Source organism: Chthonomonas calidirosea T49 (assembly GCF_000427095.1).
GTDB lineage: Bacteria > Armatimonadota > Chthonomonadetes > Chthonomonadales > Chthonomonadaceae > Chthonomonas > Chthonomonas calidirosea.
In genome coordinates, this window is the sequence record NC_021487.1 from 1,511,431 (window position 1) to 1,537,032 (window position 25,602).

The 25,602-nt window shown below is 53.9% G+C and carries 22 protein-coding genes; 13 read left to right on the forward strand and 9 right to left on the reverse strand.

Going from position 1 to position 25,602, the window contains the following annotated elements; translation table 11 throughout:
* Positions 1–3: 3 nt before the first annotated feature.
* The 4 genes from CCALI_RS06310 to CCALI_RS15030 all read left to right on the forward strand — a co-directional run bounded on the left by CCALI_RS06310 (position 4) and on the right by CCALI_RS15030 (position 4,081).
* Entirely contained in the window at positions 4–942 is a 939-nt protein-coding gene (locus CCALI_RS06310; protein ID WP_016482639.1) for an ABC transporter permease, read from the forward strand.
* Positions 939–1,853, forward strand: coding sequence for an ABC transporter permease (locus CCALI_RS06315; RefSeq protein ID WP_016482640.1), 915 nt, complete (start codon positions 939–941; stop codon positions 1,851–1,853). Before CCALI_RS06310 ends, CCALI_RS06315 begins: the two co-directional genes overlap by 4 nt.
* A 44-nt stretch (positions 1,854–1,897) precedes the next feature.
* Positions 1,898–2,698, forward strand: coding sequence for a phytanoyl-CoA dioxygenase family protein (locus tag CCALI_RS06320; RefSeq protein ID WP_016482641.1), 801 nt, complete (start codon positions 1,898–1,900; stop codon positions 2,696–2,698).
* 228 nt (positions 2,699–2,926) lie between these two features.
* Positions 2,927–4,081 carry a GntR family transcriptional regulator gene (locus CCALI_RS15030; RefSeq protein WP_016482642.1) on the forward strand — a complete coding sequence of 385 codons (1,155 nt, stop codon included), beginning with the start codon at positions 2,927–2,929 and terminating at the stop codon, positions 4,079–4,081.
* A gap of 1 nt (position 4,082) precedes the next feature.
* Here the strand turns inward: CCALI_RS15030 and CCALI_RS06330 are convergent, their stop codons facing one another.
* The 3 genes from CCALI_RS06330 to CCALI_RS06340 form a co-directional block, all read right to left on the reverse strand.
* Positions 4,083–4,619 (reverse strand): hypothetical protein, encoded by a 537-nt coding sequence (locus CCALI_RS06330; RefSeq protein ID WP_016482643.1) that lies wholly within the window; start codon positions 4,617–4,619, stop codon positions 4,083–4,085.
* A gap of 301 nt (positions 4,620–4,920) precedes the next feature.
* The gene (locus CCALI_RS15035) at positions 4,921–7,977 is read right to left on the reverse strand and encodes a beta-galactosidase (RefSeq protein ID WP_016482644.1); all 3,057 of its coding nucleotides are present in this window, start codon (positions 7,975–7,977) and stop codon (positions 4,921–4,923) included.
* Positions 7,974–8,945 (reverse strand): phytoene/squalene synthase family protein, encoded by a 972-nt coding sequence (locus CCALI_RS06340; protein ID WP_197409327.1) that lies wholly within the window; start codon positions 8,943–8,945, stop codon positions 7,974–7,976. The genes CCALI_RS15035 and CCALI_RS06340 overlap by 4 nt, the downstream gene beginning before the upstream one ends.
* A gap of 217 nt (positions 8,946–9,162) precedes the next feature.
* Here CCALI_RS06340 and CCALI_RS06345 point away from each other — a divergent pair, with 217 nt between their 5' ends.
* Positions 9,163–11,670 (forward strand): alpha-ketoacid dehydrogenase subunit alpha/beta, encoded by a 2,508-nt coding sequence (locus CCALI_RS06345; protein WP_016482646.1) that lies wholly within the window; start codon positions 9,163–9,165, stop codon positions 11,668–11,670.
* Positions 11,671–12,001: 331 nt separating this feature from the next.
* Here CCALI_RS06345 and CCALI_RS16610 read toward each other — a convergent pair whose 3' ends face one another.
* Positions 12,002–12,853, reverse strand: a complete 852-nt coding sequence (locus CCALI_RS16610; protein ID WP_016482648.1) for a type II secretion system protein — start codon at positions 12,851–12,853, stop codon at positions 12,002–12,004.
* 506 nt (positions 12,854–13,359) lie between these two features.
* Here CCALI_RS16610 and CCALI_RS06355 point away from each other — a divergent pair.
* The 7 genes from CCALI_RS06355 (at position 13,360) to CCALI_RS06385 (ending at position 20,040) form a co-directional block, all read left to right on the forward strand.
* Positions 13,360–14,193: a PspA/IM30 family protein gene (locus CCALI_RS06355; RefSeq protein WP_016482649.1), complete on the forward strand. Its 834-nt coding sequence runs from the start codon at positions 13,360–13,362 to the stop codon at positions 14,191–14,193.
* 45 nt (positions 14,194–14,238) lie between these two features.
* Positions 14,239–14,739, forward strand: a complete 501-nt coding sequence (locus tag CCALI_RS06360; RefSeq protein ID WP_016482650.1) for a hypothetical protein — start codon at positions 14,239–14,241, stop codon at positions 14,737–14,739.
* Positions 14,740–14,757: 18 nt separating this feature from the next.
* Positions 14,758–15,057, forward strand: coding sequence for a 4a-hydroxytetrahydrobiopterin dehydratase (locus CCALI_RS06365; protein WP_016482651.1), 300 nt, complete (start codon positions 14,758–14,760; stop codon positions 15,055–15,057).
* A gap of 5 nt (positions 15,058–15,062) precedes the next feature.
* Entirely contained in the window at positions 15,063–16,223 is a 1,161-nt protein-coding gene (locus tag CCALI_RS06370) for a cysteine desulfurase family protein (RefSeq protein WP_016482652.1), read from the forward strand.
* A gap of 439 nt (positions 16,224–16,662) precedes the next feature.
* Positions 16,663–17,754, forward strand: a complete 1,092-nt coding sequence (locus CCALI_RS06375) for a sigma-70 family RNA polymerase sigma factor (protein WP_016482653.1) — start codon at positions 16,663–16,665, stop codon at positions 17,752–17,754.
* A gap of 100 nt (positions 17,755–17,854) precedes the next feature.
* On the forward strand, positions 17,855–18,781 hold the full coding sequence (locus CCALI_RS06380) for a DUF4380 domain-containing protein (protein ID WP_016482654.1): 927 nt from the start codon (positions 17,855–17,857) through the stop codon (positions 18,779–18,781).
* A 14-nt stretch (positions 18,782–18,795) separates the two neighbouring features.
* Positions 18,796–20,040, forward strand: a complete 1,245-nt coding sequence (locus tag CCALI_RS06385) for a competence/damage-inducible protein A (RefSeq protein ID WP_016482655.1) — start codon at positions 18,796–18,798, stop codon at positions 20,038–20,040.
* Here CCALI_RS06385 and CCALI_RS06390 read toward each other — a convergent pair whose 3' ends face one another.
* Complete coding sequence (locus tag CCALI_RS06390; protein ID WP_016482656.1) at positions 20,041–20,523, reverse strand: DUF421 domain-containing protein; 483 nt, start codon at positions 20,521–20,523, stop codon at positions 20,041–20,043.
* A gap of 15 nt (positions 20,524–20,538) precedes the next feature.
* On the reverse strand, positions 20,539–21,078 hold the full coding sequence (locus CCALI_RS06395; protein WP_016482657.1) for a DUF421 domain-containing protein: 540 nt from the start codon (positions 21,076–21,078) through the stop codon (positions 20,539–20,541).
* Between the two features lie 101 nt (positions 21,079–21,179).
* Between CCALI_RS06395 and CCALI_RS06400 the strand changes: the two genes are divergently transcribed.
* A complete protein-coding gene (locus CCALI_RS06400; protein ID WP_016482658.1) occupies positions 21,180–21,686 on the forward strand; it encodes a DUF421 domain-containing protein in 507 nt (168 codons plus the stop codon).
* Between the two features lie 80 nt (positions 21,687–21,766).
* Here CCALI_RS06400 and CCALI_RS06405 read toward each other — a convergent pair whose 3' ends face one another.
* From CCALI_RS06405 to CCALI_RS06415, 3 genes are all read right to left on the reverse strand, one after another.
* Positions 21,767–23,641 carry a type II secretion system protein GspD gene (locus CCALI_RS06405; RefSeq protein ID WP_016482659.1) on the reverse strand — a complete coding sequence of 625 codons (1,875 nt, stop codon included), beginning with the start codon at positions 23,639–23,641 and terminating at the stop codon, positions 21,767–21,769.
* Between the two features lie 280 nt (positions 23,642–23,921).
* Positions 23,922–24,728, reverse strand: coding sequence for an STN domain-containing protein (locus CCALI_RS16460; protein WP_016482660.1), 807 nt, complete (start codon positions 24,726–24,728; stop codon positions 23,922–23,924).
* Between the two features lie 36 nt (positions 24,729–24,764).
* A complete protein-coding gene (locus tag CCALI_RS06415; protein ID WP_044948947.1) occupies positions 24,765–25,589 on the reverse strand; it encodes a hypothetical protein in 825 nt (274 codons plus the stop codon).
* Positions 25,590–25,602: the final 13 nt, after the last annotated feature.

The following is a 25,602-nucleotide window of genomic DNA, read 5'->3' on the forward strand; positions in this document are numbered from 1 at the left end:
CCTATGCTGCTCTACATCTTACGTCGCCTTGCGGTAGCCGTGCCGATGGTGTTGGCCATTGTGTTCATTGTCTTCGTTGTCGCTCGGCTTGCCCCGGCTAGTCCCATTGACATCATCCTAGGCGGCAAGGGCACTCCCCAAGCACGACGCGCTTTAGAGCACGCCTATGGGTTAGACCGCCCCATCCTTGTTCAGTTTGGAGCCTATCTTGTCGGGCTTCTACATGGCGATTTAGGCCGCTCGTTCGTACACGGTCAGGAGCCGGTTCGCCTTATCTTTGCACGCGATTTCCCGGTTACAGCCCAACTCGCTCTCCAGGCTTTTCTCTTCACATTTCTTGTGGGTGTTCCAGCTGGTCTTCTCGCGGCCTATTACCATAACTCCTGGTTCGATCGGGTTTTAATGACGGTCGTCGTACTGCTTGTTTCTGTCCCCTCCTTTGTGCTCGGCCCTCTTCTTGTGCTTTTTATTGCGGTGCGGCTCGGCTGGCTACCCGTCAGTGGCTGGGACACGCCGGCCAGCACCATCTTGCCAACCATTACATTGGGCGCGCGTTCGGCCGCACTCGTGGCACGCATGATGCGCTCCTCGCTTTTAGAAGTTCTCCAACAAGATTATATTCGCGTGGCCTTGGCCAAAGGGCTTACGCGCGCGCAGGCTGTGTGGCGCCACGGCATGAAAAACGCCTTTCTACCGGTTCTCACCGTTTTGGGAACGACGTTAGGCTATCTCCTAACCGGCTCCTTTGTGGTAGAGACGATTTTTCAGGTGCCTGGCATCGGCTATGAATCGGTGCGCTCCATCGCTGCACGCGACTATCCCATCATTCAGGCGACCGCCTTACTTGTCGCGTTGATCTTTGTGGTGGTGAATCTGCTCGTAGATATTCTTTACGGGTGGTTCGATCCGCGCGCTCGCCTTGTAGGAGGCTCCTCCCAATGACGGCAGAAGAGCTACCCACCTACAAAGCCATTAGTCCGGGTCGGCAAGCCCTGCGCCGACTGCTGCGTCACCGGGTGGTTTGGTTTTGTCTGGCGACCATCTTTGTGCTAGTTCTTATGGCTCTCTTCGCGCCCCTTATCGCCCCTTATCGCTACGACTTTGAGGATACGGCTCGCTACGTCTCAGTCCCCTCTAAACCGGACAGCCATCACTGGCTTGGCACCGATAATTTGGGTCGCGATGTGCTAAGTCGCCTCATCTATGGTTCCAGGGTCTCGCTGGGGGTCAGCATCGTCACCGTTCTTATTGAAGTGCTCATCGGCCTACCGCTAGGCCTCATCGCCGGCTATTACGGTGGCCGAGTTGACTTAATGCTGATGCGTCTCACCGATGTGATGTTTGCCTTCCCCGACCTGCTGCTGGCTATTCTGTTGATGGCGATTCTCAATTCAGGAACGCAGCCTGTCTCGCCCGCCCTCAACGTGCTCACGTTGTTCCTTGCGCTAGGCATCGTCAGCTGGCCTCCCCTCGCGCGACTGGTACGTGGACAGGCTGCAGCCCTACGTCACCGTGAATTCGTTGAGGCAGCGCGCGCCATTGGTGTGCCTCACAGGCAGATCGTTTGGCGTCATATTTTGCCAAACCTGCTCGACGCCATCCTCATACAAACCACGCAAGATGTCGCGGGGGTGATCATCGCAGAGGCCACTCTATCGTTCTTAGGCCTTGGAGTACAGCCCCCCTACCCTAGTTGGGGCCGTATGATCTTTGATGCTCTTTCCTACAAAGAGACCTTTCCGCTGATGCTTATAGCCCCCTGTTTTCTCCTAGCCATTACAGTCATGGCCTTCAATTTTCTCGGTGACGCTCTCCGCGATGCGTTGGACCCACGTCAACGTGGAATGAAATAGGATATAATGAGAGTTCGTCATCTCCTGCGTACGGAGGTATTACGATGCTTACCGCAGAGCAAGTCGCCTTTTTCAAAGAGCACGGCTATTTAGCTCTTCCTGAGTTTTGGACGCCACGTGAGGTGGCCGCCATGCAGGCTGAGGTCGAGCGCTTTAAGCGAGAGGGCTTGCTGCGTAACGTCACCACGGAAGGTGATGGAAAAACCCACTCCAAAACACGCCAAAACCTTCAACTGTGCCCTATGGCTGACAAAAGCCCCCTCTTTCGGGCGCTTCCCTTCGAACCGAAAGTGATAGAGGCCGTTCGACTGCTTATTGGAGACCCCGTGCTGCTCCATCTCGACCAGATTTTCCTGAAACCGGCTCATCATGGGGCTGGCACCAATTGGCACCAAGACAACGCCTACTTTGCATTAGAAGATCCGTTGAAAGGTACCGCGCTTTGGATAGCTGTGCATGAGGCCACGGTAGAAAACGGCACCATGCACATCATTCCGGATGCCTTCCGCGAAAAGCTCCCTCATAGCCGCGACCCAGAAAGCGACCACCATATCCGCTGCTATCCACCGGAAGAGAAGGCCATTCCTATCGAGTTGCCCGCAGGCGGTGTCGTCTTCTTCGCCTATGGCACCCCGCATTGCACAAAAGCGAATCACTCCAGTAGGGAAAGAGCAGGAGTTGCATACCACTTTCATAATGGGAACTATGCTGCCGATGGAGGTTATCCTCTAGAACGACGTATTCCCCTCACCGGCCCTGAAACGGATGATGGCACACGTGCGTATGGTAAACGGATAGCCGGCACCTGGCAAGAGGAGGTGGAGCGCGCGCTTCAGCTTGCGTAACCCTACGAGCGCGCATCTAAAGGTGTGATGGCTTTGCGCCGGCGCGACAGACACATCGGCGTCCGAGCCGTACGACTGGTTACGGCCTGCGCCGAACGGGTGACGTATGCGTCGCACCCTACAACCTCTTTTTCTCTATGGATAAGTGTCAGCTACTTAACTACTTAACAACGAAGGGGGCGCGCATCCTCCCGCGCGCACATTTTATGAATAAGGAGACAGTTATATATGGCGCCTCGGCGGGAGACAGAACATAAAAAGGCTCAGCTGAAGGCCTATATTCGTGAGGAGTGCCTTCGGAATCAAGCCAAACCCAATAAGCTGTTACCGCCAGTACGTGAGCTTTCCGATACGTTTGGTCTTTCGGCTATGTTGGTTTGGCAAGTTCTTAAAGAGTTGGAAGCCGAAGGCCTCATCTACACGATACCCCGTGTTGGAACCTTTATTGGCCCTCCCACACAACCCCCCTCTGAATTCTATCTTATGTTGGTGCGCCGTTTAGAGCGCTCTCAATGGCACGCCTGGCAAACGCGAGAGGGCTTTGAAGAGCGTATTGCCGCTTTAGGCGGCGCTACACTGATTTTAACCCACGAGGTGTTTGCCGACTGCACCCACAAAAAGCAGCTGCCTCCGCTTGCCGGCATCTTCTATTTCGATGAGGAGAACCCCGTCTGGCCGCAAGAAGCGAAGTTGCGTAGGGTGCCTAAGGTGCAGTTCCGCGCTTCAAACGCTTTTCTCCGTATGTGCGATCACGTCTCCTTCGACGATCGCGATGGGGGGCGAAGGGCAACGCAACATCTTCTGCAACTAGGGCATCGCTGCATCGCCTTTCTTGGGCTACATAAGAACGCTCTCGACCTCGTGTTCGACTGGTCTGTGCAGCGTGAAGAAGGGTGGAAACAGGCCCTTCTCCAGGTTGGACTATCGCCTCAAGGACTGGCCTACCACCCGCCAGAAACGCTCTCTTATGAAAAGGTCTACTCCATGGAAGCCCTCGGGTATACGGCCGCCCAGCCCCTTGTACGGCGCGAAGACGTTACGGCCGTGGTCTGTGCTAACGATTCGGCGGCGCTTGGGCTTCTTCGTGCTCTACAGACCGCCAACATCCCCCCTAACCGCTGGCCAGCTATCGTGGGTTTTGACGATCAGCCAGAAGTAGCTATTCACAACGTCTCCTCGTTTCGCCTACCTTGGTACGAAATCGGGCGTACGGCCGCCGATCTTTTGTGGGAACGACGTCATAACCTGTTAACCGGTAGCTTTCAACATCGCTATGTCACCATGGTGCTTATTCAGCGCCTTACTTCCCCCGTCCAGTGGTCGCACTCCACTGAGCAAGCCGCACTTACTCTCTTAGGCACGACGACAGACTCTCCCGATTGACTTACTGAAAGAAGAGCTGCCAGCTGTTATTGGTGAGAGACGCCTCGGCGTAAAGCCGTCTGTCTTGAGGGTTGTCCGGAGAGATCGGCACATAGAAACGCACATGGAGGAAGCCATAGCGGTTCGCATAAGGCACAATAGCCCTGTTAAACAGCACGGTCAGCGCGTCCGGCTCGGCCCCGGCCAGTTGAACAATAAGAACCGTGCGATCGGTGTCGGCATAGGCTTGTTGTACAAGACCATTGGAGCTATTACGCAGCCAGGCGTAGTAGGGAGTCCTCTGATTTTCACGTGCTATGTCGTTAAGCTGCTCCTGGCTCAACGGTGGAGGAATGCTGGATGGCGGTATTGTGGCACCGTTTGACATATTTGCGCTGCTCGAAGCCGGTGTGGACCTGGCGGCAGGAACATGAGTTGTAGGCAAGGAGCCGTTGGGCTGAGAGATGGCAGTCGTGCGAAGAAGGCGCGGCGCCAGCAGCCAGTAGGCCACCAACCCCGCCAGTGCCGTGAGAAGAAGAAAACCCACCGCACGTGCCATACCCTCATTGTACCTTTGCCATCTCTCCTATACACCGAATTTAGCGCAACAACGGCCAACAAAAAAGAGATGAGGAGAATGCGAAGAAGAATGAGATAATCGGCTCCCGCGATCGAGCAGGGGTCACAGCAAACGACTTATGCGTCTAAAGGTGGCGGCTTTGCGCTAGCAGGACCGACCTATCTACCTCAAAGCCGCAGGACTAACTTACAGCAGTCAACTGGCAATGGGGGCAGCCACGAACGCGACCCGCCAGCCCAGCCAAACAGATGCGAATGTAGGGGCGCAAGGCCCTGCGTCCCTACTTCGCACGCTCATTGAGCGGACTTCTTTCAGCAGAAAGCGCTTTCGACGCTTCGAAGGAAAGTTTTCCGCTTGTTTCTAGTTGATAGACCGTTCTGCTTGCCGTCTTCTCGATCCATAGATGCGCCTCAACAGGAGCGTTGCCCTCTTCATCGAACACTATCAACTCATTCACACCCGGCTTCAGCCAGCATTCAGGCAAGTAGTAGCCGTCAATAGGCACCTTCTCAGGATAACGGCCTAAATTATGGCCATTAAGCCACACGAAACCACGCGAAAGCCCGCGCGTGGAAAAACGCAGGATGGGATGTGGGCCAAGCCCCTGAGGTGGCGTGGTGATAAAAGTCGTCCGGTAAAACGTTGGCACGTGGGTTGCTTGCGTTGCCGGCCACGTTTGCCAATGAGCGCGAGACAACCTTCCTTCTCCTACGCCACCATGCATCGCCCAGTGCTCTACCGGCCAAACCTCATCGTTCTGTAGCACCCGCAGCGTCACCGGCCCCATAATTCCTCCAGGCCCATCCGTGTTTTGCACTCGAACCGCCAATAGGTTGGTTCCCTGCTTATTCCAAGCTGCGTCTAAATTGACATCAAACGGCGAGCCCCACCCCTCATGGCGAAACAAGAGCTTACCGTTGAGAAAGACAGTTCCATTGTCGTCTACATTCTCAAAATGCAATAGATGATGTGCTCCGGGAAGGTTGGGTAAGGAGGTAACGACCCAAGCGTAGCCGCGACGTCCATGAAACAGATCCTCTCCTACCTTCGCCTCCTGCCATCCCTCGCCCATCAGCGATTCAGGGACGGCGCTGTGGGCATCGGTCGGCTGCCAGTACCACTGTTCGATAGGCGTCCCACGGAAAGCGCCAGCCATCAGAGTCACCGGCCCCTTTAGCCCCTTGACATCTACAGTATCTAATGCGCCGAGATAAGAAAACAGTTTTGGCCTTCCATAATGTGCGGTGAGCACCGCCAAAGTAACCCGACCTGCCGGCAGGGTTAGGGTGATATCGCGGGCAACTTGGTGATCGTTGCGCGGCACGATGCGACTTTCAGCAGCTTTGTGTCCGTTTACAAAGACATCAAGCCAATCCCCTCCGTCGCTAAAGTGCAGCGTATACACCCCGGCTTTCGGCACTTCCAACGTCGTACGATACCAGGCGTAAGCCCCATTATAGCCGTCCGCCCCCATCTCCACCGGGTCGCGGCTCTGAAGCCACCCCTTTGCTGGGTAGCCCGTGGCCGCCTCTTGATCAGCCAATGAAGCCTGCCATCCGGAGAGTTTGGGTGCCTTTTGAAAGTTTAAAGAGGATGATGACACCGCTAGCGGCGTTAGCCTGTTTGGGAGCAGATAGGGGCCATACACACAACTTGCGGCATCGAGAGCATCTGGAGCTACGTCGGCCGGACGCTCTGCGTTCACGAAAAGGTGCCCATGCTTTAAGAAGACGTCGCCGACATAGCGTGGCCCCACTATCACATAATGACGCCCGTTGGCTTCCACAAACCAGGTGCGATCGGCCGCCTGCTCATTCACAGCTAAAACACGAACGATCTGCTTACCCACCTGAAAGGCATACTCAGCGGCGCCTGCCTCTGGGTAGCGCGGTATGAGGGTTAGGGTGTCTCCAGATACTTTCATGGCCTGCTCGCCTACAATGAGCCGAACAGGTGCCCCCGATGTTCGAAATATCAAAGGTTCATCTGCCCCATCTCCAATAGGGCCATTAACCACTATTGTTGTGATATTGGCCTGTTGGCAGATAGCGTAGATGCGCGCCAGGCCTAGTTCGAGAATGATGTGCGGTAGCAGTGTGTAATGGAGGACAATAGGCCGAATTTCTCCCGGCTCTACCTTCAAATTTGCCGCAACCTCCTTCCCATCTAGAGACAGCGCTGTGGTTTGCACCGTATTGCCAGGATTATCCAGAAAGAGGAGGGTACCGGCAGGTGCCGTTCGCGCCGTGGCATGAATGGTCGGGTTACCTACACATTGGGCGTAGTTTTCCGTGGTGTTGTCGCTGTCTTCTAGGACAGAAGCAAAGCTCCTTGCAAACCAAGCGGCCCGCTTAAAGTGATAGTAGATAGGCCGCAGATCGCCCGCTTGCCCAATGGCGGCGGCGTAGTCATAACTAGCTGCATCCTCATCGTTGTTGGTATAGCCAAAGTTCGAGCCGCCGTGTAGCATGTAGTAGTTGTAGCCGTTCCCTCCATAGGCGATGATCTTCCATGTGCCGCGTGTGAAATACCGGTCTCTATCGGGCGGCAGAGCGCCGTAGAGGTTGTACCAGCCCGGCCAAAACTCCGTACAGTACCATGGGCTCGTGCGTCCGGCACTGCTCCATGGCCTATCACCGGCAGGATCAGAGGAGTGATGAAGACCGCTAAAAAAGAACGGTACCTGAATCCCATCTTGAATAGCTTTGTTATACAAAAACCGGAAATAGGAGTTTGGCATGTCGGTACCCCACCCCAACGGATGCTCATTTTCCAACTGCACGAGGATAACAGGCCCGCCATGATTGATCTGGTTTCTCGCCACAATAGGTAGAATTTTATCAAAAAAGGTACCAACCTCTTTCTCAAAGGGCGCATTCGGCTCACGCACGCGCAGGCCTGGCACAAAGCGCAGCCAAACTGGGTAGCCTCCGCTATCCCACTCAGCACAATAGTAAGGGCCGACACGGCATGTGGCATACATGCCCATCTTCTTAACCAGTTTAAGAAAAGCGTCGAGATCGGCTCGACCCTCAAAATTCCAAACCCCTTTTTCCGGTTCGTGCACGTTCCAGAAAAGGTAGCTTTGCACCGTGTTGAACCCCGCGCGTTTCATCCGGAGCAGGCGATCGGCCCAGAGAGCACGCGGCACACGAGCATAGTGCATGCTACCGGAAACAATAAACGTGCGCTTGCCGTCAATAAGAAAACCTTTTCCATCTATGTCAATGAAAGGTTTCGCGGCCGGAGCCGGTGGAAACATCGAGTCGTTTGCGGAGGCGATTAGTGGAAAAAGCGCCATGAAAAGACCTAAACCGATCCCCAAAAACCGATTCATTCTTTCTCCTTATCAAGCTCCAAAGAGCGGTGTTGACGAACCCAGGCCTCTAGCACGTACCTCACTTTTCTCCATGTGCTCACGCGCGCACGACGCGAAAAGACATCGTAGTTGTTGCGTTCGATCGCATCCAAGATCCCTCTATAGATACGGTACATGATGGCGAACGTCGGTTGCGCCTCCTTCGACAAGAGAGGCAGAAGCTTTTTGGCCTCGGCGTAATAGGAACGGGCACGCTCCACCTCGAAGCGCATGAGGGCCTGAAAGGCCTTGGAAAGAGAGCGGCTTCCAATATCGGCCTCAGAAACGCAAAAGCGTCGCATGTCCTCCTGGGGCAGATAGATTCGCCCACGATCGTAATCCTCACCGATGTCGCGTAGGATATTCGTGAGTTGAAAGGCAATGCCGCAAGCCTCGGCGTAACGTAGGGCCTTACCCTCTGCCGCATCGAAGCCCCAAATGTGGAGACACACAAACCCCACCACCGAGGCCACACGGTAACAGTAGAGGTAAAGATCGTCCCAAGTTTCGTAACGGGTATGGGTAAGGTCCATAGCTGTGCCCTCGATAAGCTCGTAGAAAAACTGGGCGGGGATGCGATAACGACAGACCGTATCGTGAAAGGCTGGAAGGATGAGGCTGTCTCCGTAATCCCCATCAAGAGCGCGATCCAGAGCAGCACGCCAACTCTGAATGGCATCGAACCTGTCTGTGATAGCGGCCTCATCGGAAACGTCGTCACTGTAGCGCATGAACGCATAGACCGCGCACATGGCAGCTCGTTGCTCCGGTGGTAGCGCCACAAAGGAGTAGTAGAAGTTGCGAGCTTGCGACCGCGCGATCCGTTCGCAATAGCGATAAGAGGCTCTGAGACGATCTTGCATAAACTGGTGAGAAGGCCTATCGAGCTGAGGCATCGCTTCCCAAAAACTCCGAAAATTGCTGAATAAGTTTACCCGATCCAGCATAAAGCCCCTGTTTTAGAGAGATTCCTAACAGATGAGCAGGTCGCCCCTCCATCGCAGGAGATGAACAATGTCGCTTGCTCTACCAAAACTGTGCGCTTTCGCTCCCCTTAAGTCGTTCTCCGTCCACAAAGCTTGATTTTGACCTTCTCTATGAAGTATTCTCTCTTCAAGGACGATCAGAACGATCGAGAATACCACGGAAATAGAGTTCTAAAAGATGCCTAAATCGCTGAAGATTCTGCCCGACGAAATGCGACGTGCGGGTCAAATAGAGTTTACACCTATCCCCCTAAACCAGTACCGCCGTACGCTTAAAGAGGAGCTTGATCGGTTTGCCCGTGAAGATTTGGTGCGCATCTATCGGGACATGCTGATCATTCGCACTTTTGAGAGCATGCTCGATAGCGTTAAGAAAACGGGAGGCTATCGTGGAATCGCGTACAACCACCGAGGGCCTGCCCATCTCTCCATAGGTCAAGAGGCTGCCGCCGTAGGCCAAGCCTTTTTACTGGATGTGAACGACCATATTTTCGGCAGCCATCGCAGCCATGGAGAAATCTTGGCGAAAGGGCTTTCTGCTATAGAAAAGCTGCCGGAAGAGACTCTCCAACAGATCATGGAGCGCTATTGGGATGGAGCCACCTTACGAGTGGTGGAGAAGAGGATAGAGCAGGCTCCGGAAGGCCCTCCGCTTCACAAGGAGTCGGAAGTTAGAAATCTAGCCATTGATTATCTGCTGTACGGCGCCTTGGCTGAGATATTTGGAAGAGAAACGGGCTTCAATAAAGGGATGGGTGGCTCGATGCACGCCTTCTTCCCTCCCTTTGGCATCTATCCTAACAACGCCATTGTGGGAGGCTCCGCCGACATCTCGGTAGGGGCTGCCCTCTACAAACGGGTGCAGCGTAAGCCGGGCATCGTCATTTGCAATATCGGCGACGCAGCCATCACCTGCGGCCCCACATGGGAGGCCATGTGTTTTGCCAATATGGACCAGTTCAAGACACTTTTTGAGGAGCCCTATCGTGGAGGCTTGCCCATCATCTTTAACTTTGTTAATAACTTCTATGGCATGGGCGGTCAGCTCGTTGGAGAGACCGGTGGATTTGGCATCCTAGCGCGTGTGGGCGCCGGCCTCAACGCCAGCCAAATGCATGCCGAGCGCATAGACGGCTACAACCCGCTTGCCGTTATTGATGCCATTGCCCGCAAGAAGGAGATATTGGCGAAGGGTGAAGGGCCGGTGCTACTCGATACGGTAACCTACCGTTACAGTGGTCACTCCCCCTCCGATGCCTCCTCTTATCGCGAGAAAAGCGAGGTGGAAGAGTGGCAACGTATCGACTCTCTAATCACCTACCGGCGCGAACTTCTCGAGGCCGGCCTCATCACTGAAAGCGAATTGGAGACGATGCAACAGGCCGTTGAGACCGCCATTCTGCGCGCTTACTTAAAAGCAATTGACCTCGATATCTCCCCGCGCGCCAATCTTTTTCAACCAGGCTGCTTGCTCGAGCAGACCATGTTTTCCAATCAGCACGTGGAATCGCTAGATAACACACGCAAACCGGTAACGCTTCTTCCGCATCAGGAAAACCCGCGTGTGCAGCGGCTTGCCTCCCGAAGTCGCTCCGGCATCGGCCCTGATGGCACCCCCCTCCCGAAATCGCGCTGTATTGGCATTCGGGACGCGCTTTTTGAGGCCATTCTCGACTGCTTCGAAACCGACCCCACTCTTATCGCCTATGGGGAGGAGAATCGCGACTGGGGAGGCGCCTTTGGCGTCTATCAAGGATTGACAGAGAGTCTGCCCTATCATCGTCTCTTTAATGCGCCTATTGCCGAGGGCGCGATTGTGGGCACGGCCGTGGGCTACGCTCTTGAAGGAGGTCGCGCTCTCGTCGAGATCATGTACTGTGATTTTATTGGCCGCGCCGGCGATGAAATTTTCAACCAGCTGGCCAAGTGGCAAGCGATGTCGGGCGGACTGTTGCGAATGCCCGTGGTGGTGAGGGTCTCCGTGGGCAGCAAATACGGGGCTCAGCACAGTCAAGACTGGACCTCCCTCTGCGCCCATATACCGGGGCTGAAGGTGGTGTTTCCGGCCACTCCCTACGATGCGAAGGGACTTATGTACGCTGCCCTTACGGGCACTGATCCGGTTATCTTCTTCGAAAGCCAGCGCATCTACGACCAGCCGGAGCTGTTTCATGGAGCGGAGGGCGTGCCCGAGGGTCGGTATATGGTGCCCATTGGCCAGCCAGATGTGAAACGAACCGGCGAAGACATCACGATTCTTTCCGTGGGAGCCACGCTTTACCGTGCTTTAGAGGCCGCAGATATTTTGGAGAAGGAGTATAACCTCAAAGCCGAGATCATAGATGCGCGATCGCTTGTGCCCTTCGACTATGCTCCTGTGCTGGAAAGCGTAAAGAAGACCGGTCGCATTCTGCTAACGAGCGATGCGTGCGAGCGGGGCAGCATTTTACAAACGTTTGCGGCCAAGATAGCTCACTTTGCCTTTGACGATCTCGATGCCCCTCCGATAGTGGTGGGTGCACGCAACTGGATAACGCCCCCTGACGAGATCGAGGAGAGCTTCTTTCCCTACCCCTCCGATATTCTCGACGCTATCCATACCCATATTCTCCCGCTTCCGGGCTACACACCCAAGCGTGTGTGCGATAAGAGCGATCTACTATGGCGCAGCCGAGAAGGGGTGTAGAGAAATCTCAGGCTCTTATCCACACCAACAGAAGAAAAAGTAAAACTTGGAACAGAACCGGAGTTCTCTGGTAGAGAACTCCGGTTCAACTCAAATAGGTTTCAGCTTAGCATCGAGGCACGATCACTGTGGTTTCCCTGGTCCTCCTACAGCACCGGGAAGTATCTTGCCACCTATTCGGCGGCCTTGTTGGGCTTGGGTAGGAGAAGGCAGACTGCCACCTTTCGGTCGGTTTAGGTAGTAATATATACCGCCTAATACGAGGATAACAACGACTATTACAATAACCGCGATAACTGGATTCACCTCTTTTTTCATCAGCGTCCTCTACTCAGTTATTCGGCCATAGATAGAGCAGGGTATCGGGTTGCGCAGGATTGTTTTGTAAGAACTGACCCGGCTTGAAGGATTTAGCATGTCCATCAAGAAAGCCTACGTTGAACATTCCCTGTCCATAGGCCGTCGCTCTGGTATTAATATCACAGACGTCGGATCCACCGGTATGCCGAGGTTGAGGCCCAAAGAAGCTATAGTCATATCCAACCCAACCCCCACAATATCCTAAACCGACTTGCATCCCATAAACGCCTTGCCAGCCATCGAAGTTATTGCTATCGAACAGCAAGGCATACTCAGCAGGTCTTGCCACACGAGCAAGAGTTGCGCTTGGGAAACTACCTTGAGGCCAACCATAAGCCGAACCATTAGAGATACCAGCCCCAGCAAGACCATCATACTTCTCATTTGGCAAAGCATAGTTCTGGAACCAGGCGGCTTGACGAGTGAGAAAGTAGGGATAGCCTAGCGAGGCCGCAGTTGGAAATATTCCATAGGACATCCAGTACTGAAAATCTGTTTGCACATTCGCACTATCTTGATAAGGCGAGTCTGGACAGATGACAATTGCGTAGTTCTTAGCATAAGGCTGTACAAGATCTTGCCAAGTATCAAAGAACGTTTGATTATCGGTTGTGCAATCAAGAACGATATTTTCATCGTAATCTTGCGTATACATCGCTATAGCGGTTCCAAGCTGCTTGATATTTGACAAACAGGAGATTTTCCTTGCCTGTTCGCGGGCTTGGGCGAAGACGGGAAAGAGGATAGCAGCCAAAATAGCGATAATCGCTATAACCACAAGTAACTCGATGAGCGTAAATGCTTTGAGATGGGATCGTTTCATTTATATAGCCTCCTAGTACTTTTTTGAGATATAGAGTAAAGTTCGGCTTTTGGCCGAAAGCAAACAATAAGCGCCTGGTGCCCCCTACTCATAGCGAATACCGGGCAGCTTTGGGTTAGGTACCTCTTTAGTATTATACCCTTGCAGGGGCTTACGAGGGCGCACAGGAAAAAGTTCCTATTTTTGTGTAGATGGGTAAGTTTTTTTGCTTTGCATGGACAAGGGGAATTGTGGAACAGATAGGAATACATCTCCTCCTGCTGACCGCTTCGTCCACAAAACCTTGCCTGACACACAGTTGACAATCGTGCCAAAACATGTGATAATAAAAGGAAGCAGGAGCATCGGGGCAAGAGAGCAGCATGTCCGTTAGAATCTGCATGAAACGTTTCGTGGCCTCGTACGTATGTTGGTTTAGAACCGCAGCGTTGCCCTGAGCTTCTTGTCTTGCATAAAGCGCCTGGGATCGCCTTTTGCGAGAGGCCCCAGGAAGGAGATGGTTTGCTATGGCATCGAACCCGTTCAAACGATTTTGGCGCTATCTAATGGCTCTTCTAAGCGGCAAACTTGACCAGTGGGAAGACCCGGAGGTCATTATTAATGAGGCCGTTCGCGAGATGCGTGAAAACCAGATCAAAAATCGCGAACTGGCCGTTCAAGCCATTACGCAGAAGAATAACCTGCAGGCTGAGGTGGAAAAAGAGGAGCGTTTGGTTGCCGATCTGGAAAAGAAAGCGGCAATCGCTCTTCAAGGAGGTAATAGGGAACTAGCTCTGCAGTTCCTGCGCGAAAAGCTTCAGCATGAACAGACGCTTGAGCAGATGCGTGCCAGCCTTGCACAGGCCATTGAGGCTGCAGAAAAGGTGAAGACGGCCATTAAATTAGAGGAAGACCGCATCCGCCAAAAGACAGCGCAGGCCCTCGCGCTTAAAGCTAAAATGAAACAGGCGCAGATCGAGATAAAGATCAACAAAGCGCTCGATCAGTTTCAGTTTAGCAACAACGAGCAGCAGTGGGGTGCGGTGGAGGAGCGCATTCGCTCCATGCAGTCGGAGGCTGCCGCAAGAGCGGAGGTCGCTAACACCAGCATTGATGCGCGCGTCCGCGAGTTGGAAGCTTCTCAAATGGATGCGCAAGCGGAACAAGAGCTGGCACAACTCGAAGCCAAACTCTCTCTTGGCACCAGTACGGCCAATAACTACGTATCTACAAATCAACAGCAGGTGCAGACAGTGGGAACTGGTGGAAGCGGCGCCAACGGTTCTGCCGCCCCTGAAAGTGAACTGGATAGGCAGTTGGCCGAACTCGAAGCTAAACTGAACAACCAGAATAAACAGTAGTTCGTCCTCTGCCTATTTCGAGGAGCCTGAAAGCCAATAGCGTTCATGAGTTTATCAAATCGCCTCTATCGCATTGCACGTAGCAAGCTAAACGAATTAAAGGAGTGGTTCGATCGTGTGGAAGAAGAGCGCACGAGCGACTCCCTTCGTAGTCCCGAAGAGCTTGCCGCAGAGGAGCTCGACGCGGCTCTCCATTCCCCTCCTCCCGCTTCGCCTGCTTTTTCCTCATCGACCCCACGCTCTCCCCAGAAAGCGACCTCGCCAGCTGCAGAAACCGATCCGCTCTACTACCACTATCGTCTGCTCGGTCTGCAGCCCGGTGCCGATCTAACGGCCGTGCAAGCGGCCTATAAACGCTACGCCGAACGCGCCAACCCAGCTCGCTTTCCTCCCGGCTCGCCAGAAGAGGCCATTGCACGCGACCTCCGTAAAAAGCTCGACCTCTCCTACAAAACCCTTTGTGAAGCTCTCGATCCCACCTTGCGTCGTTTCGAGCTGCTTGAGTTCGATACCTCCTCAGCTCCCCAAAAAGAAGAAAATTCCTGAAAGGAGAGCGCAACTACCATGGCGCGACCTGCTAAACTGACCGAAGCGCAGATTCAACAGGCTCTTGCGGAGTTACCTGAGTGGCGCTATCAAGACGATAAGTTACAGCGCACCTTCAAATTTACCGATTTCTCTCAGGCCTGGGGGTTCATGAGCCGCGTGGCCCTTATGGCCGAAAAAATGGACCACCACCCCGACTGGTCTAACGTTTACAACACCGTGAATGTGGCGCTCAGCACCCATGATGCCGGAGGTGTCACCGAACTTGACCTCCAGCTGGCTCGCCACATGAATCGCTTCTATGCGGAACGAGGCTAAGAACCATGCAACTGCCGATCTACCTCGACCATGCTGCCACAACTCCCGTCCTTCCCGAAGTCGCAGAGGCCATGATGCCTTTCCTGGTCCAAACCTACGCGAACCCCTCCGCCGCCCATGCACTAGGGATCGAGGCACGCCATGCGGTGGAGGAGGCGCGGGGGATCGTGGCTGAAGCCATTCACGCTTACCCTGACGAGATCGTGTTTACTTCAGGCGGCACCGAATCGGATAACGCAGCCATCTATGGGGTTGCCTACGCTCTTGAAAACCGCGGACGCCATATCCTTTCAAGCCCCATCGAGCACCATGCCGTTCTCGAACCGCTCCAGTACCTTGCACAGCGCGGATGGGAAATAGAGATGCTGCCCGTTTCCTCAGAAGGCCTCGTTGCTCCTGAAGAGGTCGCGCGTCGCATTCGTAACGATACCGTCCTGGTCAGCGTCATGCACGCTAACAACGAGATCGGCACCGTGCAGCCCATTGAGGCCATTGGGGCGATCTGCCGGGAAAAGGGAGTGCTGTTTCATACCGACGCCGTACAAAGCTTCGGCTATCTACCTATAGATGTGCGCAAAATGAACATCGATCTCCTGAGCCTTACCGCCCATAAATTTTATGGCCCTAAAGGCATCGGCGTCCTCTATGTGCGATCGGGTATCCCTTTCGAGCCGTATCAAAAAGGCGGCGGACAAGAGAATGGACGACGCGGTGGCACCCTCAACGTGCCCGGCATTGTGGGGTTGGGCAAAGCCGTGACTATGGTAATGGAACAGCGTGAGGGAGAGAGCGCAAGGCTCCAACGGCTTCGTGACCACTTTATCGCGGCGGTTGAACAGGCCATTCCTGAAGCCACACTCACCGGCCATCGCCAATACCGCTTGCCTAATAACGTTCACTTCTGCTTTAAAGGCATTGAAGGCGAATCGCTACTGTTGAGTTTGGATGCCGAAGGAATCTGCGCTTCGGCTGGCGCGGCCTGCTCGGCAGGCTCTCATGAGCCCAGCCATGTGCTACAGGCTATCGGCGTGCCGCCCGATCGCCTACGCGGCGCTCTACGCCTCAGCCTAGGTCGCGCTACCACCGAAGAGGCATTGGAGTACTGTTTGCATGTCCTCCAGAAGGCCGTAGGAGCCCTACGTCAAAAACAGCGCGTGCAAACCTAGGGTACGTCGCAAATGGATGTCTTCTTTGTTACAGCTTTCAAGCGTTGGGAACTGTGCGCTTTAACGCAACCGTAATCAAGATGGCGCGAGGAAGGCCTAAAAAATAACTTGACAAATGGCCTAAGATGCTTTATAATACAAAATAGGTTCGGAGTAGGGTCGCTCGGAATACCCATGAAACCGAATCGTATGAGTGTATGAGGGCTGTTTTATAGGGTGGAATGCTTTACCCTAAAGAACGTTCTCATACTTGGATTGGCGTCGTGGAAAAGGGCGCCTAAAGTAGCGTTTCCCTCTATAAGGGTAACACAGTAGTTACGTTTTTCCGGTGCTTCTGAAAGCATGAATGCGCTGAAGTCGTTCTGTGAAAAAATGCACATTCTTTTTCGACAAGCGTGCCGTAGAGAGAGTGAAAGGAACCTAGCGAGGAGTGGCCTCAATGAATGATTACGCTGTTGTTCCGGTGCGATCGGATGCCTCCGTTTCGCAAGAATCGTCTGCCCGCCCCAACGATACCGAAGAGCTGTTTTCCGAAGAGGATGCCTTGGAGCGTGAGCCTAACGATGAGCTAATTCGGCTTTACGACTCGGAAAAGGCGATTGCAAAAACCGATCCCCTCTTCCCGGATGAGGAAGAGACCGAAGCCATTCCTGCCCCTCACCTAGTCGATCAAGAGGTCGGTGTTGCGCTCGATCCGGTCGAAGAGACCTTGCATCACGATGAAACCGTGCAACTTTGGATGAGCCGCGCACGTGGTGCGCAGTTGCTGACTGCAGAAGAAGAGGTTCAGCTAGCGCGCGCCGTGCAACGAGGCGACAAGCAGGCCAAAGATAAACTGACAGAAGCCAATCTGCGCCTGGTCGTCTCCATCGCTAAAAAGTACAGCGTTCGCGGAATCCCCCTACCCGACCTCATTCAAGAGGGGAACATCGGCCTTATCCGTGCGGTCGAAAAGTTCGACCCGGATAAAGGCTACCGATTCAGCACCTATGCCACCTGGTGGATACGCCGCGCCATCGCGCGCGCCATCATTAACCAAGGGCGCACCATTCGCATTCCCGTCTACGTTGCGGAGATCATTCATAAAATCGTCAAGGCGTCGAGCCGACTCCGTCAACAGCTTATGCGCGATCCCACCGTGGAGGAGATCGCACGTGAGCTTGAGATTCCGGTTGAGCGCGTGAACGAGATCATGCGCATCGCCCTTGAGCCTCTCTCTTTGGAAACCCCCGTCGGCGAAAAGGATAACAGCCAACTTGCCGACTTCATTCAGTCGCAGACGGCGGTTTCTCCCTCTGAAGCCACGCTAAACCTCATCCGAAGAGAGCAGATCGAGGAAGTTCTCAATAAGCTTACTCCGAGGGAGAAAGAGGTGCTACGGATGCGTTATGGCCTCGACGATGGCTATGCACGTACCCTTGAAGAGGTGGGAATGCGACTGCATGTTACGCGTGAACGGGTACGCCAAATAGAGCTACGTGCCCTGAAGAAGCTGCGCCATCTCGGCTCCGAATCCCTCATGCGACAGTAATCTTTTGCTCGCAACCTAGCCGCTGACGGTGCTTTAAGCGATCGTCAGCGGCTGTTTTATAGAGCTATCATTTCATTATCTTTTACAGGTGCGACAAGCTATGCGAAGTCTCTATCGCGAGTTCGGTGTCTTTTTGCTTCTGTTTTTCATGGCCTCCGCCTCGGCCTACTGCGATGTCAGCGTCCGTCAGATAACCTATGCAGGCTGGCAAAACGCTTACCAACTTAGCAATGGAGACGTGGAGCTTGTGGTTGTACCTCAAATCGGGCGCATCATGCGCTACGGGCCGGTTGGAGGCCCCAATATGCTGTGGAATAACCCCACGATGCTTGGCAAAACAGCCTCTCTTGAGGCCGCAGCCAAGGAGTGGCCTAACTTCGGCGGCGATAAGCTCTGGCCAGCTCCCCAGTCGGTGTGGAATTGGCCTCCCGATCCTTATCTCGACTCGGCTCCCCAAACCGTACGGGTGCTGCCTAACCATCACCTTCTTGTTATAGGCCAAGCCAGCCCGCAAAGCGGCATCCGCTTCGAGCGTGAAATCGCCCTCGCCCCCAAAGGCGATGAAGTTACCCTCGTCAACATCATGATCAATACTTCCTCAAAGCCGGTTAAGTGGGCTATTTGGGAGATTTTCCAGGCGAACGATCCGCTGCGCGTCTATCTACCTACTAATATCTCCGGCCACTTCGCCGAAGGCTATTTGAAGATGTCGGATGCCCTCCCTCCTGTAGACCGCATTCATGGACAACTTGTTCTTTCTCGCTCCCACACCATGAGCTATAAAGTAGGCTCTGATGCGCCGGATATTCTGCTTCGTGCCCTTGTTTCGGGCTACACGGTGTCTTTAACAGCGAAACTTTTAAAGGGCACTTACCCTGATGGTGGTTGCACTATGGAGGTCTATTCCAATCCGGATGCTGCTCCCTATATGGAAATGGAGCTACTCGCTCCTATCGTGGAGCTTCGCCCTGGAGAACAGACCCGATTCATCACCCAATGGCATCTTGGCCCACCCCAAGGGCCCTAAGGAGAGAGTGAGAAGTGCGTGCAGAGATCGTCTCCGTTGGTACCGAGCTACTACTTGGCCAAATTGTGGATACGAACGCGGCCTATCTTGCTCGCGTACTGTCTGAACTGGGCATTGCCCTCTACCGTCGTGTTACGGTGGGAGACAATCGAGAGCGACTTCTCGCAGCCTTAACAGAGGCGTTGACCTCCTCCGACGTGGTGTTTACTATTGGCGGCCTTGGCCCTACCATGGATGACATCACCCGCGACGTTCTGGCCGAAGCCATGGGCGATACCCTTCATCCGGATGAGCAGATCGCCGCTCAGCTCCGCCGCTTCTTTGAACAGCGCGGCATGCCCATCTTGGAAAGCAACCTGCGCCAAGCCTTGGTACCAAGCGCCGGTCGCGCAATCCCTAATCCCAACGGAACGGCCCCCGGGCTGCTGTTTGAGGGTAGAAACGGCAAGATCGCCATCGCACTGCCCGGCCCTCCTAACGAATTCATCCCAATGGTCAACGATTTTGTGGTGCCCTATCTCCGCACACGCACGGGAGGCAAGGGCGTTATTCGCTCGTTGGTGTTACGAGTGGTCGGTGTTGGCGAGAGCTTTGCCGAAGATCGCATTAAAGACCTTATGCAGGATGCCAACCCGACCGTTGCTCCCTATGCCAAGGTTGGCGAAGTGCATCTACGTATCACCGCTTTTGCCGAAACCCCTGCTGAGGCCGACCGCATTATCTCTGATCGAGCGGCTCTTATTCGCCAGCGTCTTGGTCATGCCATCTATGGTGAAAATGAGGAGACTCTAGAACAGGTCGTTGTGAGTCTCCTCCAACAAAAACAACAGACGGTCGCTACCGGTGAGAGCTGCACGGGCGGGCTGCTTTCGAGCCGAATAACCGACGTGCCCGGTAGCTCCAAAGTATTTTTGGGTGGTATTGTTGCCTATAGCAATGCGGCAAAGACGGATTTTCTTGGGGTAGATTCTGCGCTGCTTGCGCGATTCGGTGCCGTCAGCGAAGAGGTGGCCCGCTCTATGGCGGAGGGCGCGCAACAACGCTTTGGCACCACCTACGGCATCGGCATCACAGGCATTGCAGGGCCAGAGGGCGGTACGCCGGAAAAGCCTGTTGGGTTAGTCTACATTGGGCTCAGCCAACGAGGTCGAGCCCCTATTGTGGAACGGTGTGAGTTTATCGGTTCGCGCGCCATTGTACGCCATCGCGCTACGCAAACAGCTCTCAATCTCCTTCGGTTGCGCGCGCTTGAAAGCTGATCAACCTACCTCTATTCCCTTCACCGGCACGACGCTTATCGAGCCATCTACCTCCAGTTGAGCTAATCGCACCTCCTCGAAACCCTCCAGACCGTGCTGGCGAATTGCAGCCAACAACTCCGCTTCGGTAACCTTCTCTCGGCGCATGTTCTGTTGCAGTACCTCTCCATTTAAAATCAATGGAGTAGGAACGCCAACAATACGCGCCTCCAATTTGGGCAAATGAGCAAATAGTTTAGCAAACAACCATCCTAACAAGATCAACGTTCCAGAGCAGACGATGCCGGCAGAAAGGTCCCCTGCGCCATGTGTCATAGCATTTTGTACCGCATTGGCCACCGCCATGATCATCGCAAGATCGTAGATGTTGTACTGTCCAAAACTTCGCTTTCCAACCAATCTCAATCCAATAATGAGAAACAGCGCTACTACGAGGGTACGGGCAGCTAACAAGCTAAGAAAGTAGCGATAGGCAGGTGTCATCTGATCTCCCCCTCTTTAAGGCAGTCGCAAAGCTTTATAATGTCTACGCGTTTTATGCACAACCGACCTGTTCGGCACCACACTGATCGTACCATCCACCTCCAAAACGGCCATGTGAACCTCCTCGAGGCTCTCAATGCCGTGCTCGCGAAGTGCCGCCATCACCTGTTCATGGGTTATTCCCTCCCTTTTAAGATGTCCTTCTACAAACTCACCGTCATTCACTAAAAGGGTAGGTTCTCCAACCAGATGGTGCTCTAACTTCGCCGAGCGCGCCATTAAGAGAGTGAAAAGCCTATTCCAAAACAGCAACGTTGTCGCTGCCACAATGCCGCCTAGTAGAGAGTTATCGTTGCCGACCATCGCGTTTTGCACAGCGTTAGCAAGAACGATGATCAGCACAAGGTCGTAGATATTCATCTGACCAAGCTCGCGCTTGCCCATTAGGCGCAAACCGATCACAAGAAAGAAATAGATGACGGTGGTTTTACCGGCGATAACTAAGCACCCGTAAAGGTCGGGGTGCGAGAACACATCCACAAGCCACTTGATCATAAAGATATACCCCTATCGTTCTGTGCACATCTGAGAGTTTGTCTTTGTGCCTCTTTTCGAGTATATTAGTACGCAACAAACATAAGAGCGTCATCGAAAGCATGCCGAAACTCATTTCAGAGCTACTACCCGTTATAGAGCACACTGTTGTCATCTATCTTTTTTTGATGATTGCGCTACGCATCGCTGGTCGGCATCAAATAGGACAGCTTAGCGTCATTGACCTCGTTGTTCTTATTTTACTCGGTAGTGCGGTAGAAACCGCTATGGTCAATGGGGATACAAGTTTGGCGGCAGGCCTTGTCTGCTCGGCAACGCTTTTACTGCTCAATCGTCTAGCTGCATGGATCGTTCATCGCATTGCCCCACTCAATCGCGAAATTAACGGTGATCCGATCACGTTGGTGAATCAGGGTCGTTTTGTGGAAGAGAATCTTCGGCGAGTGGGTTTAACCCACGAAGACATATTGCAAGCGTTGCGCGCACGTGGCATAGCAGACGTAAGCGAGGCGAAGTATGCGATTATGGAAGTCAACGGCAGCATCACCGTGATACCACGTCATGCAAAGGTTCACCGTAGTTCCCGAACGCCCAAAGAGACGACCTAACAAACCCTCCTTTTGCCTGTATACGCGCGAAAGCCGGAGAGTGTCCTCTCCGGCTTTCAAGTTTTTTAGAACTACCGGGTTTATGGCAGCAAGCCACCTGCTCCTCCTGTAGCCGCTCCACCTTGCTCCGTAGGAACGGCCCCGTTAAGCGCTTGAATGGCCGGGGGGTTATCCGGAATGATTTTTGGTGTAATGAACACCAGAAGGTCCGAATCATTGTTGGTAGTGGAGCGCGAGCGAAAGAGCGTTCCAATGAGTGGAAGATCTCCTAGCAGCGGCACCTTGCTGATGGAGGTGTTGTCTTGTTTGTTGGTAAGCCCGTTGATAACCATAGATTGGCCATTGTAGACGATTCGGGTAACGATGGCCTGTTGAAAGCCAATAATCGGAATACTTCCACCAGCAGGGTTCGTAACGGAACCAAGAATGTTGGAGGAGACGAGCTGTCCTAGCAGCGTGATGGAGTTATCGTTATTGATGTAGGGCGTCACAATAAGCTCGACGGTGACGGGGAAAAGCGTGTAAGATGTGGTAACCACAACGGTACCATTTGGCCCAATCACCGGCGTTTGCGTAATAACAGGCACCTCTTGCACATTTTCGAAAACGGCGGGAACCCCATTCAGCGTACTTGCTGTTGGCGAGGTCAAGACCTTACCTTGTCCTTGGGTCAGTATCCAGCTCAACTGCGTTTGAACATTACCAGCTGCGTACTGAATGAAAGCCGTGTTCGACGCCGAGAAGTTGAGGTTGGCTCCACTGATAAACTGCCCCTTCGCCAAACTCCAGTTAATGCCGAAGGCATTTAGCGCATTTTCGGTAACGGTAACAAACTGTGCGCTTATCAGAATCTGTTTTGGCTTTACATCCAACAAGCGGATAAGCTGACGTAGCTCCTGAATTTGCGCTGGAGTACCACGTACCAACAGGGAGTTATCTGCATCAAGGGCGCTAATGTCGCCAGGCGTCATACCGTTTGGCAAGAGGTTAGAGAGGTTTCCACCGGTGCCAATCTGGCCACCCGCACCGGGAGCGCCGGGAGCACCGGGAGCGCCAGGAGCTTGCCCCCCAGCACCAAACTGACCTCCCGGTCCAAACTGGCCTCCACCGGGGAATCCACCACCGGGGAATCCACCGCCAGGGAATCCTTGCCCACGCCCGAAGAAATCGCTGTCATCGCTGCGATGGGCGCTCTGATCGCTTGTGAGTGGCATGTTACTTACGGCAGGAGGCGTGAAATCGGCCGTTCCGTTATAGCCCTGAATGGGCGCCGAGGGACCTACAGAAACAGCGGGTCCATAGGGTGTGATGAACACCGGCCGATTGCCGGAAGGCACGGGACTGGAGTAGTCTGGCATCTCTTGGTGGAGAAGGTATTTTAACCCTAGCCGACGCACGTACTCTAAAAAGTCGGGTTCATCAGGATTGTTGATGCCGAGAATACGTAGGATGGTGGAAGGCGCCGTGTACTGAAGTTTAATTTTAACGATGTGCTTTTCCTCCGGCTGAGGAGGTAACACCGGTTGTGTTGTCTCTTCCTTCTTAGGCTTTGGCGCGCTCCCTTTCGGCCCAATATGGTAGATACCGTCTTCAACCCATAGATCGGCGCCGGCGGATTGTGCTATCGCCTTCATGATCACGTCTATAGGCTGTTTTACTAAACTGACGTTGACAGGCGAGAAAGGCCGTTCTGGGTCTGTAGTGAGCACCACTTGGAGCCCGGTCTCTTTTTCCAAGAGGTTAACGGCGGATTCTAATGTAACATTCTGAACCTGGAAGGTGATCCGCGATTCGGTGTCGGAGCCGGGTGGAAGCGTCACTTGGGTGGAGGCTCCATCATCGTTGGGCACCGACTGGGCCTTTACAATGCATCCACCTCCACACAAAAACGTCGCTCCCAACACCGCAGCGACGGAGAGAGTGATTCTTGGTCGCACTTGCCTGTGCAAGCTCATGCTAAATGCCCCCCTTGAGACATAGTACCGCCGCATGAAGGTGTGGAGATCTGCGGCGATAGCGTTTATGCGGAATTTCTGAAGTTTTTATTTCGACACAGGAGTTTCCTTTTCCTGCTTTACTCGAGGTACAAGAAAAAAATCTTTTGCGACATAGTCTATCGGCGATGGCTCCCTTCCTAATATTCCACTAATATTCCAGGGAGATCATGAAGGAGGAGAGGAGATTAGGACACCTCTCCTCCAAATTTGGTCGTAAGCTTTGTGGCTGTGGAGTTGCCTAGGGGATATAGCCCCCACCACCGATGCCGCCGAAGCCGCCACCACCAAAGCCACCTAGGCCGCCACCGATGCCGCCAAAACCACCTAGGCCACCAAAGCCGCCCATCATGCCACCACCGAAGCCGCCTAGGCCGCCGCCAAAACCACCTAGGCCACCAAAGCCGCCCATCATGCCACCACCGAAGCCGCCTAGGCCGCCGCCAAAACCACCGCCGAAGCCGCCACCACCAACGGGGTTAGGTCGCATAACCAGTCCGGGCTGGACCGAATAGCCCAGCGCGCTGAAACTGCGGGCACCGAACAGGCCGGCGAAGAAATCGGAGCTCATAATGAAATCCGACGCGCCCTGCAGCTTCACGGGCAGTTGGTAACCTGTAGGATTATTCTCTTCGGTTGTTGTTTCTGTGGTCGTACTTGTGTTCTCATTTTCAACCTTCGGAATGATGCTATAGATGCCATCCTGATAGGTGTAAGTAAGCGGAGGGTTATCGCCGGCGGCTCTTAGCAATGCATCTAGAGCGGTTGTGAAGGGCTTATCTCGTAGATGCAGAGTAACACGAATACCCCGCAGGTTTGGATCGAGAGTGTAGTCAGCTCCAGTTTGGCGGAACAGCAGCTTCAGGGCCGTATACAGATCAACATCTTCCAAGTCTAAAGTCACGGGTTTATTCGCGTTTTGATCGGCAGCTGCACCGGTTGTGGTGCCACCTTGGTCTCCCTGCGCATAACAGTGTGCCGGCACGGTTGCCAAACCCAACGCCAACAGCCCACTCAACGCCACAATTGTCCACTTCTTTGCCAGCATCGCTGGATTCCTCCTCACTAAAGATTGTACTTAATACTAATCGGAACCACCGGGAACATTTCCCCCACCGCCGCCAAATGAAGGGGCACCGGGGCGCGGTAAACCAGGCCGCCCCATTCCTCCCGGGGCGCCGGGGTAGCCCGGGTAGCCCCCATATCCTGGGTAACCCCTATATCCTGGATAGGGGGTGGTGCCCATCGTTTGCGCCGCGGTCTGAAGGTCCGATAGTTTGACGTTTTCCACGAGAATAAGGTTACCTTCGCGCTTTTCAAGCTTCACCGCATCATCGGTAATGGTCAGAACACGATAGTTATCGGAGGTAAGGCTTCCCGGTTTTACGATCTCGCTCTGGCCATTTTGCTCTAAAATAGCATAAATACCGTTGCCTCGCATAATACCTGCAACGCGCCTATCCGGCACCTGCTGGACAACAACCGGTTTCTCAGGTGGGGCTTGCACGGTGGTATCAGCAACCTGAAGCGGCTGTACCTCAGCGAAAACATCGGGAGGCAACGGCTTCTTCTTCCAGGTTACCAAGAAGGGGTCTTGGTGATACTTTCCGGTGATTACCGATGCGACCTGCTGATTTCCTGTGCTACCAGATGTCTGCTGTCTTCCAAGAGCAGCACCACCCATCCCACCAAAAGGCGCTCCGCCCATCGCCGCCGCCGGCCCTCCGGGCCCAAACTTACCCATCCCACCGGGCATGGTAGGAGGAGTTGTTGTCGGTGTCGTTGCCGCAGTCCCACCGGTATCCGAAGACGATTGCCCTCCACCGCAACCGGCTAGTAGGATCAATCCTAGGCCGACGAGGGCGATCTTTCCAACAGCAGGTTCCCAGAGTTGGCTGCCTCTTTTCATTTCCGTTTTCCCC

Bases quoted from the DNA above. Each gene is read 5' to 3' on its own strand.
- CCALI_RS06310 (WP_016482639.1), top strand. From the start codon at position 4: ATGCTGCTCTACATCTTACGTCGCCTTGCGGTAGCCGTGCCGATGGTG.
- CCALI_RS06315 (WP_016482640.1), top strand. From the start codon at position 939: ATGACGGCAGAAGAGCTACCCACCTACAAAGCCATTAGTCCGGGTCGG.
- CCALI_RS06320 (WP_016482641.1), top strand. From the start codon at position 1,898: ATGCTTACCGCAGAGCAAGTCGCCTTTTTCAAAGAGCACGGCTATTTA.
- CCALI_RS15030 (WP_016482642.1), top strand. From the start codon at position 2,927: ATGGCGCCTCGGCGGGAGACAGAACATAAAAAGGCTCAGCTGAAGGCC.
- CCALI_RS06330 (WP_016482643.1), bottom strand. From the start codon at position 4,619: ATGGCACGTGCGGTGGGTTTTCTTCTTCTCACGGCACTGGCGGGGTTG.
- CCALI_RS15035 (WP_016482644.1), bottom strand. From the start codon at position 7,977: ATGAATCGGTTTTTGGGGATCGGTTTAGGTCTTTTCATGGCGCTTTTT.
- CCALI_RS06340 (WP_197409327.1), bottom strand. From the start codon at position 8,945: ATGCTGGATCGGGTAAACTTATTCAGCAATTTTCGGAGTTTTTGGGAA.
- CCALI_RS06345 (WP_016482646.1), top strand. From the start codon at position 9,163: ATGCCTAAATCGCTGAAGATTCTGCCCGACGAAATGCGACGTGCGGGT.
- CCALI_RS16610 (WP_016482648.1), bottom strand. From the start codon at position 12,853: ATGAAACGATCCCATCTCAAAGCATTTACGCTCATCGAGTTACTTGTG.
- CCALI_RS06355 (WP_016482649.1), top strand. From the start codon at position 13,360: ATGGCATCGAACCCGTTCAAACGATTTTGGCGCTATCTAATGGCTCTT.
- CCALI_RS06360 (WP_016482650.1), top strand. From the start codon at position 14,239: ATGAGTTTATCAAATCGCCTCTATCGCATTGCACGTAGCAAGCTAAAC.
- CCALI_RS06365 (WP_016482651.1), top strand. From the start codon at position 14,758: ATGGCGCGACCTGCTAAACTGACCGAAGCGCAGATTCAACAGGCTCTT.
- CCALI_RS06370 (WP_016482652.1), top strand. From the start codon at position 15,063: ATGCAACTGCCGATCTACCTCGACCATGCTGCCACAACTCCCGTCCTT.
- CCALI_RS06375 (WP_016482653.1), top strand. From the start codon at position 16,663: ATGAATGATTACGCTGTTGTTCCGGTGCGATCGGATGCCTCCGTTTCG.
- CCALI_RS06380 (WP_016482654.1), top strand. From the start codon at position 17,855: ATGCGAAGTCTCTATCGCGAGTTCGGTGTCTTTTTGCTTCTGTTTTTC.
- CCALI_RS06390 (WP_016482656.1), bottom strand. From the start codon at position 20,523: ATGACACCTGCCTATCGCTACTTTCTTAGCTTGTTAGCTGCCCGTACC.
- CCALI_RS06395 (WP_016482657.1), bottom strand. From the start codon at position 21,078: ATGATCAAGTGGCTTGTGGATGTGTTCTCGCACCCCGACCTTTACGGG.
- CCALI_RS06400 (WP_016482658.1), top strand. From the start codon at position 21,180: ATGCCGAAACTCATTTCAGAGCTACTACCCGTTATAGAGCACACTGTT.
- CCALI_RS06405 (WP_016482659.1), bottom strand. From the start codon at position 23,641: ATGAGCTTGCACAGGCAAGTGCGACCAAGAATCACTCTCTCCGTCGCT.
- CCALI_RS16460 (WP_016482660.1), bottom strand. From the start codon at position 24,728: ATGCTGGCAAAGAAGTGGACAATTGTGGCGTTGAGTGGGCTGTTGGCG.
- CCALI_RS06415 (WP_044948947.1), bottom strand. From the start codon at position 25,589: ATGAAAAGAGGCAGCCAACTCTGGGAACCTGCTGTTGGAAAGATCGCC.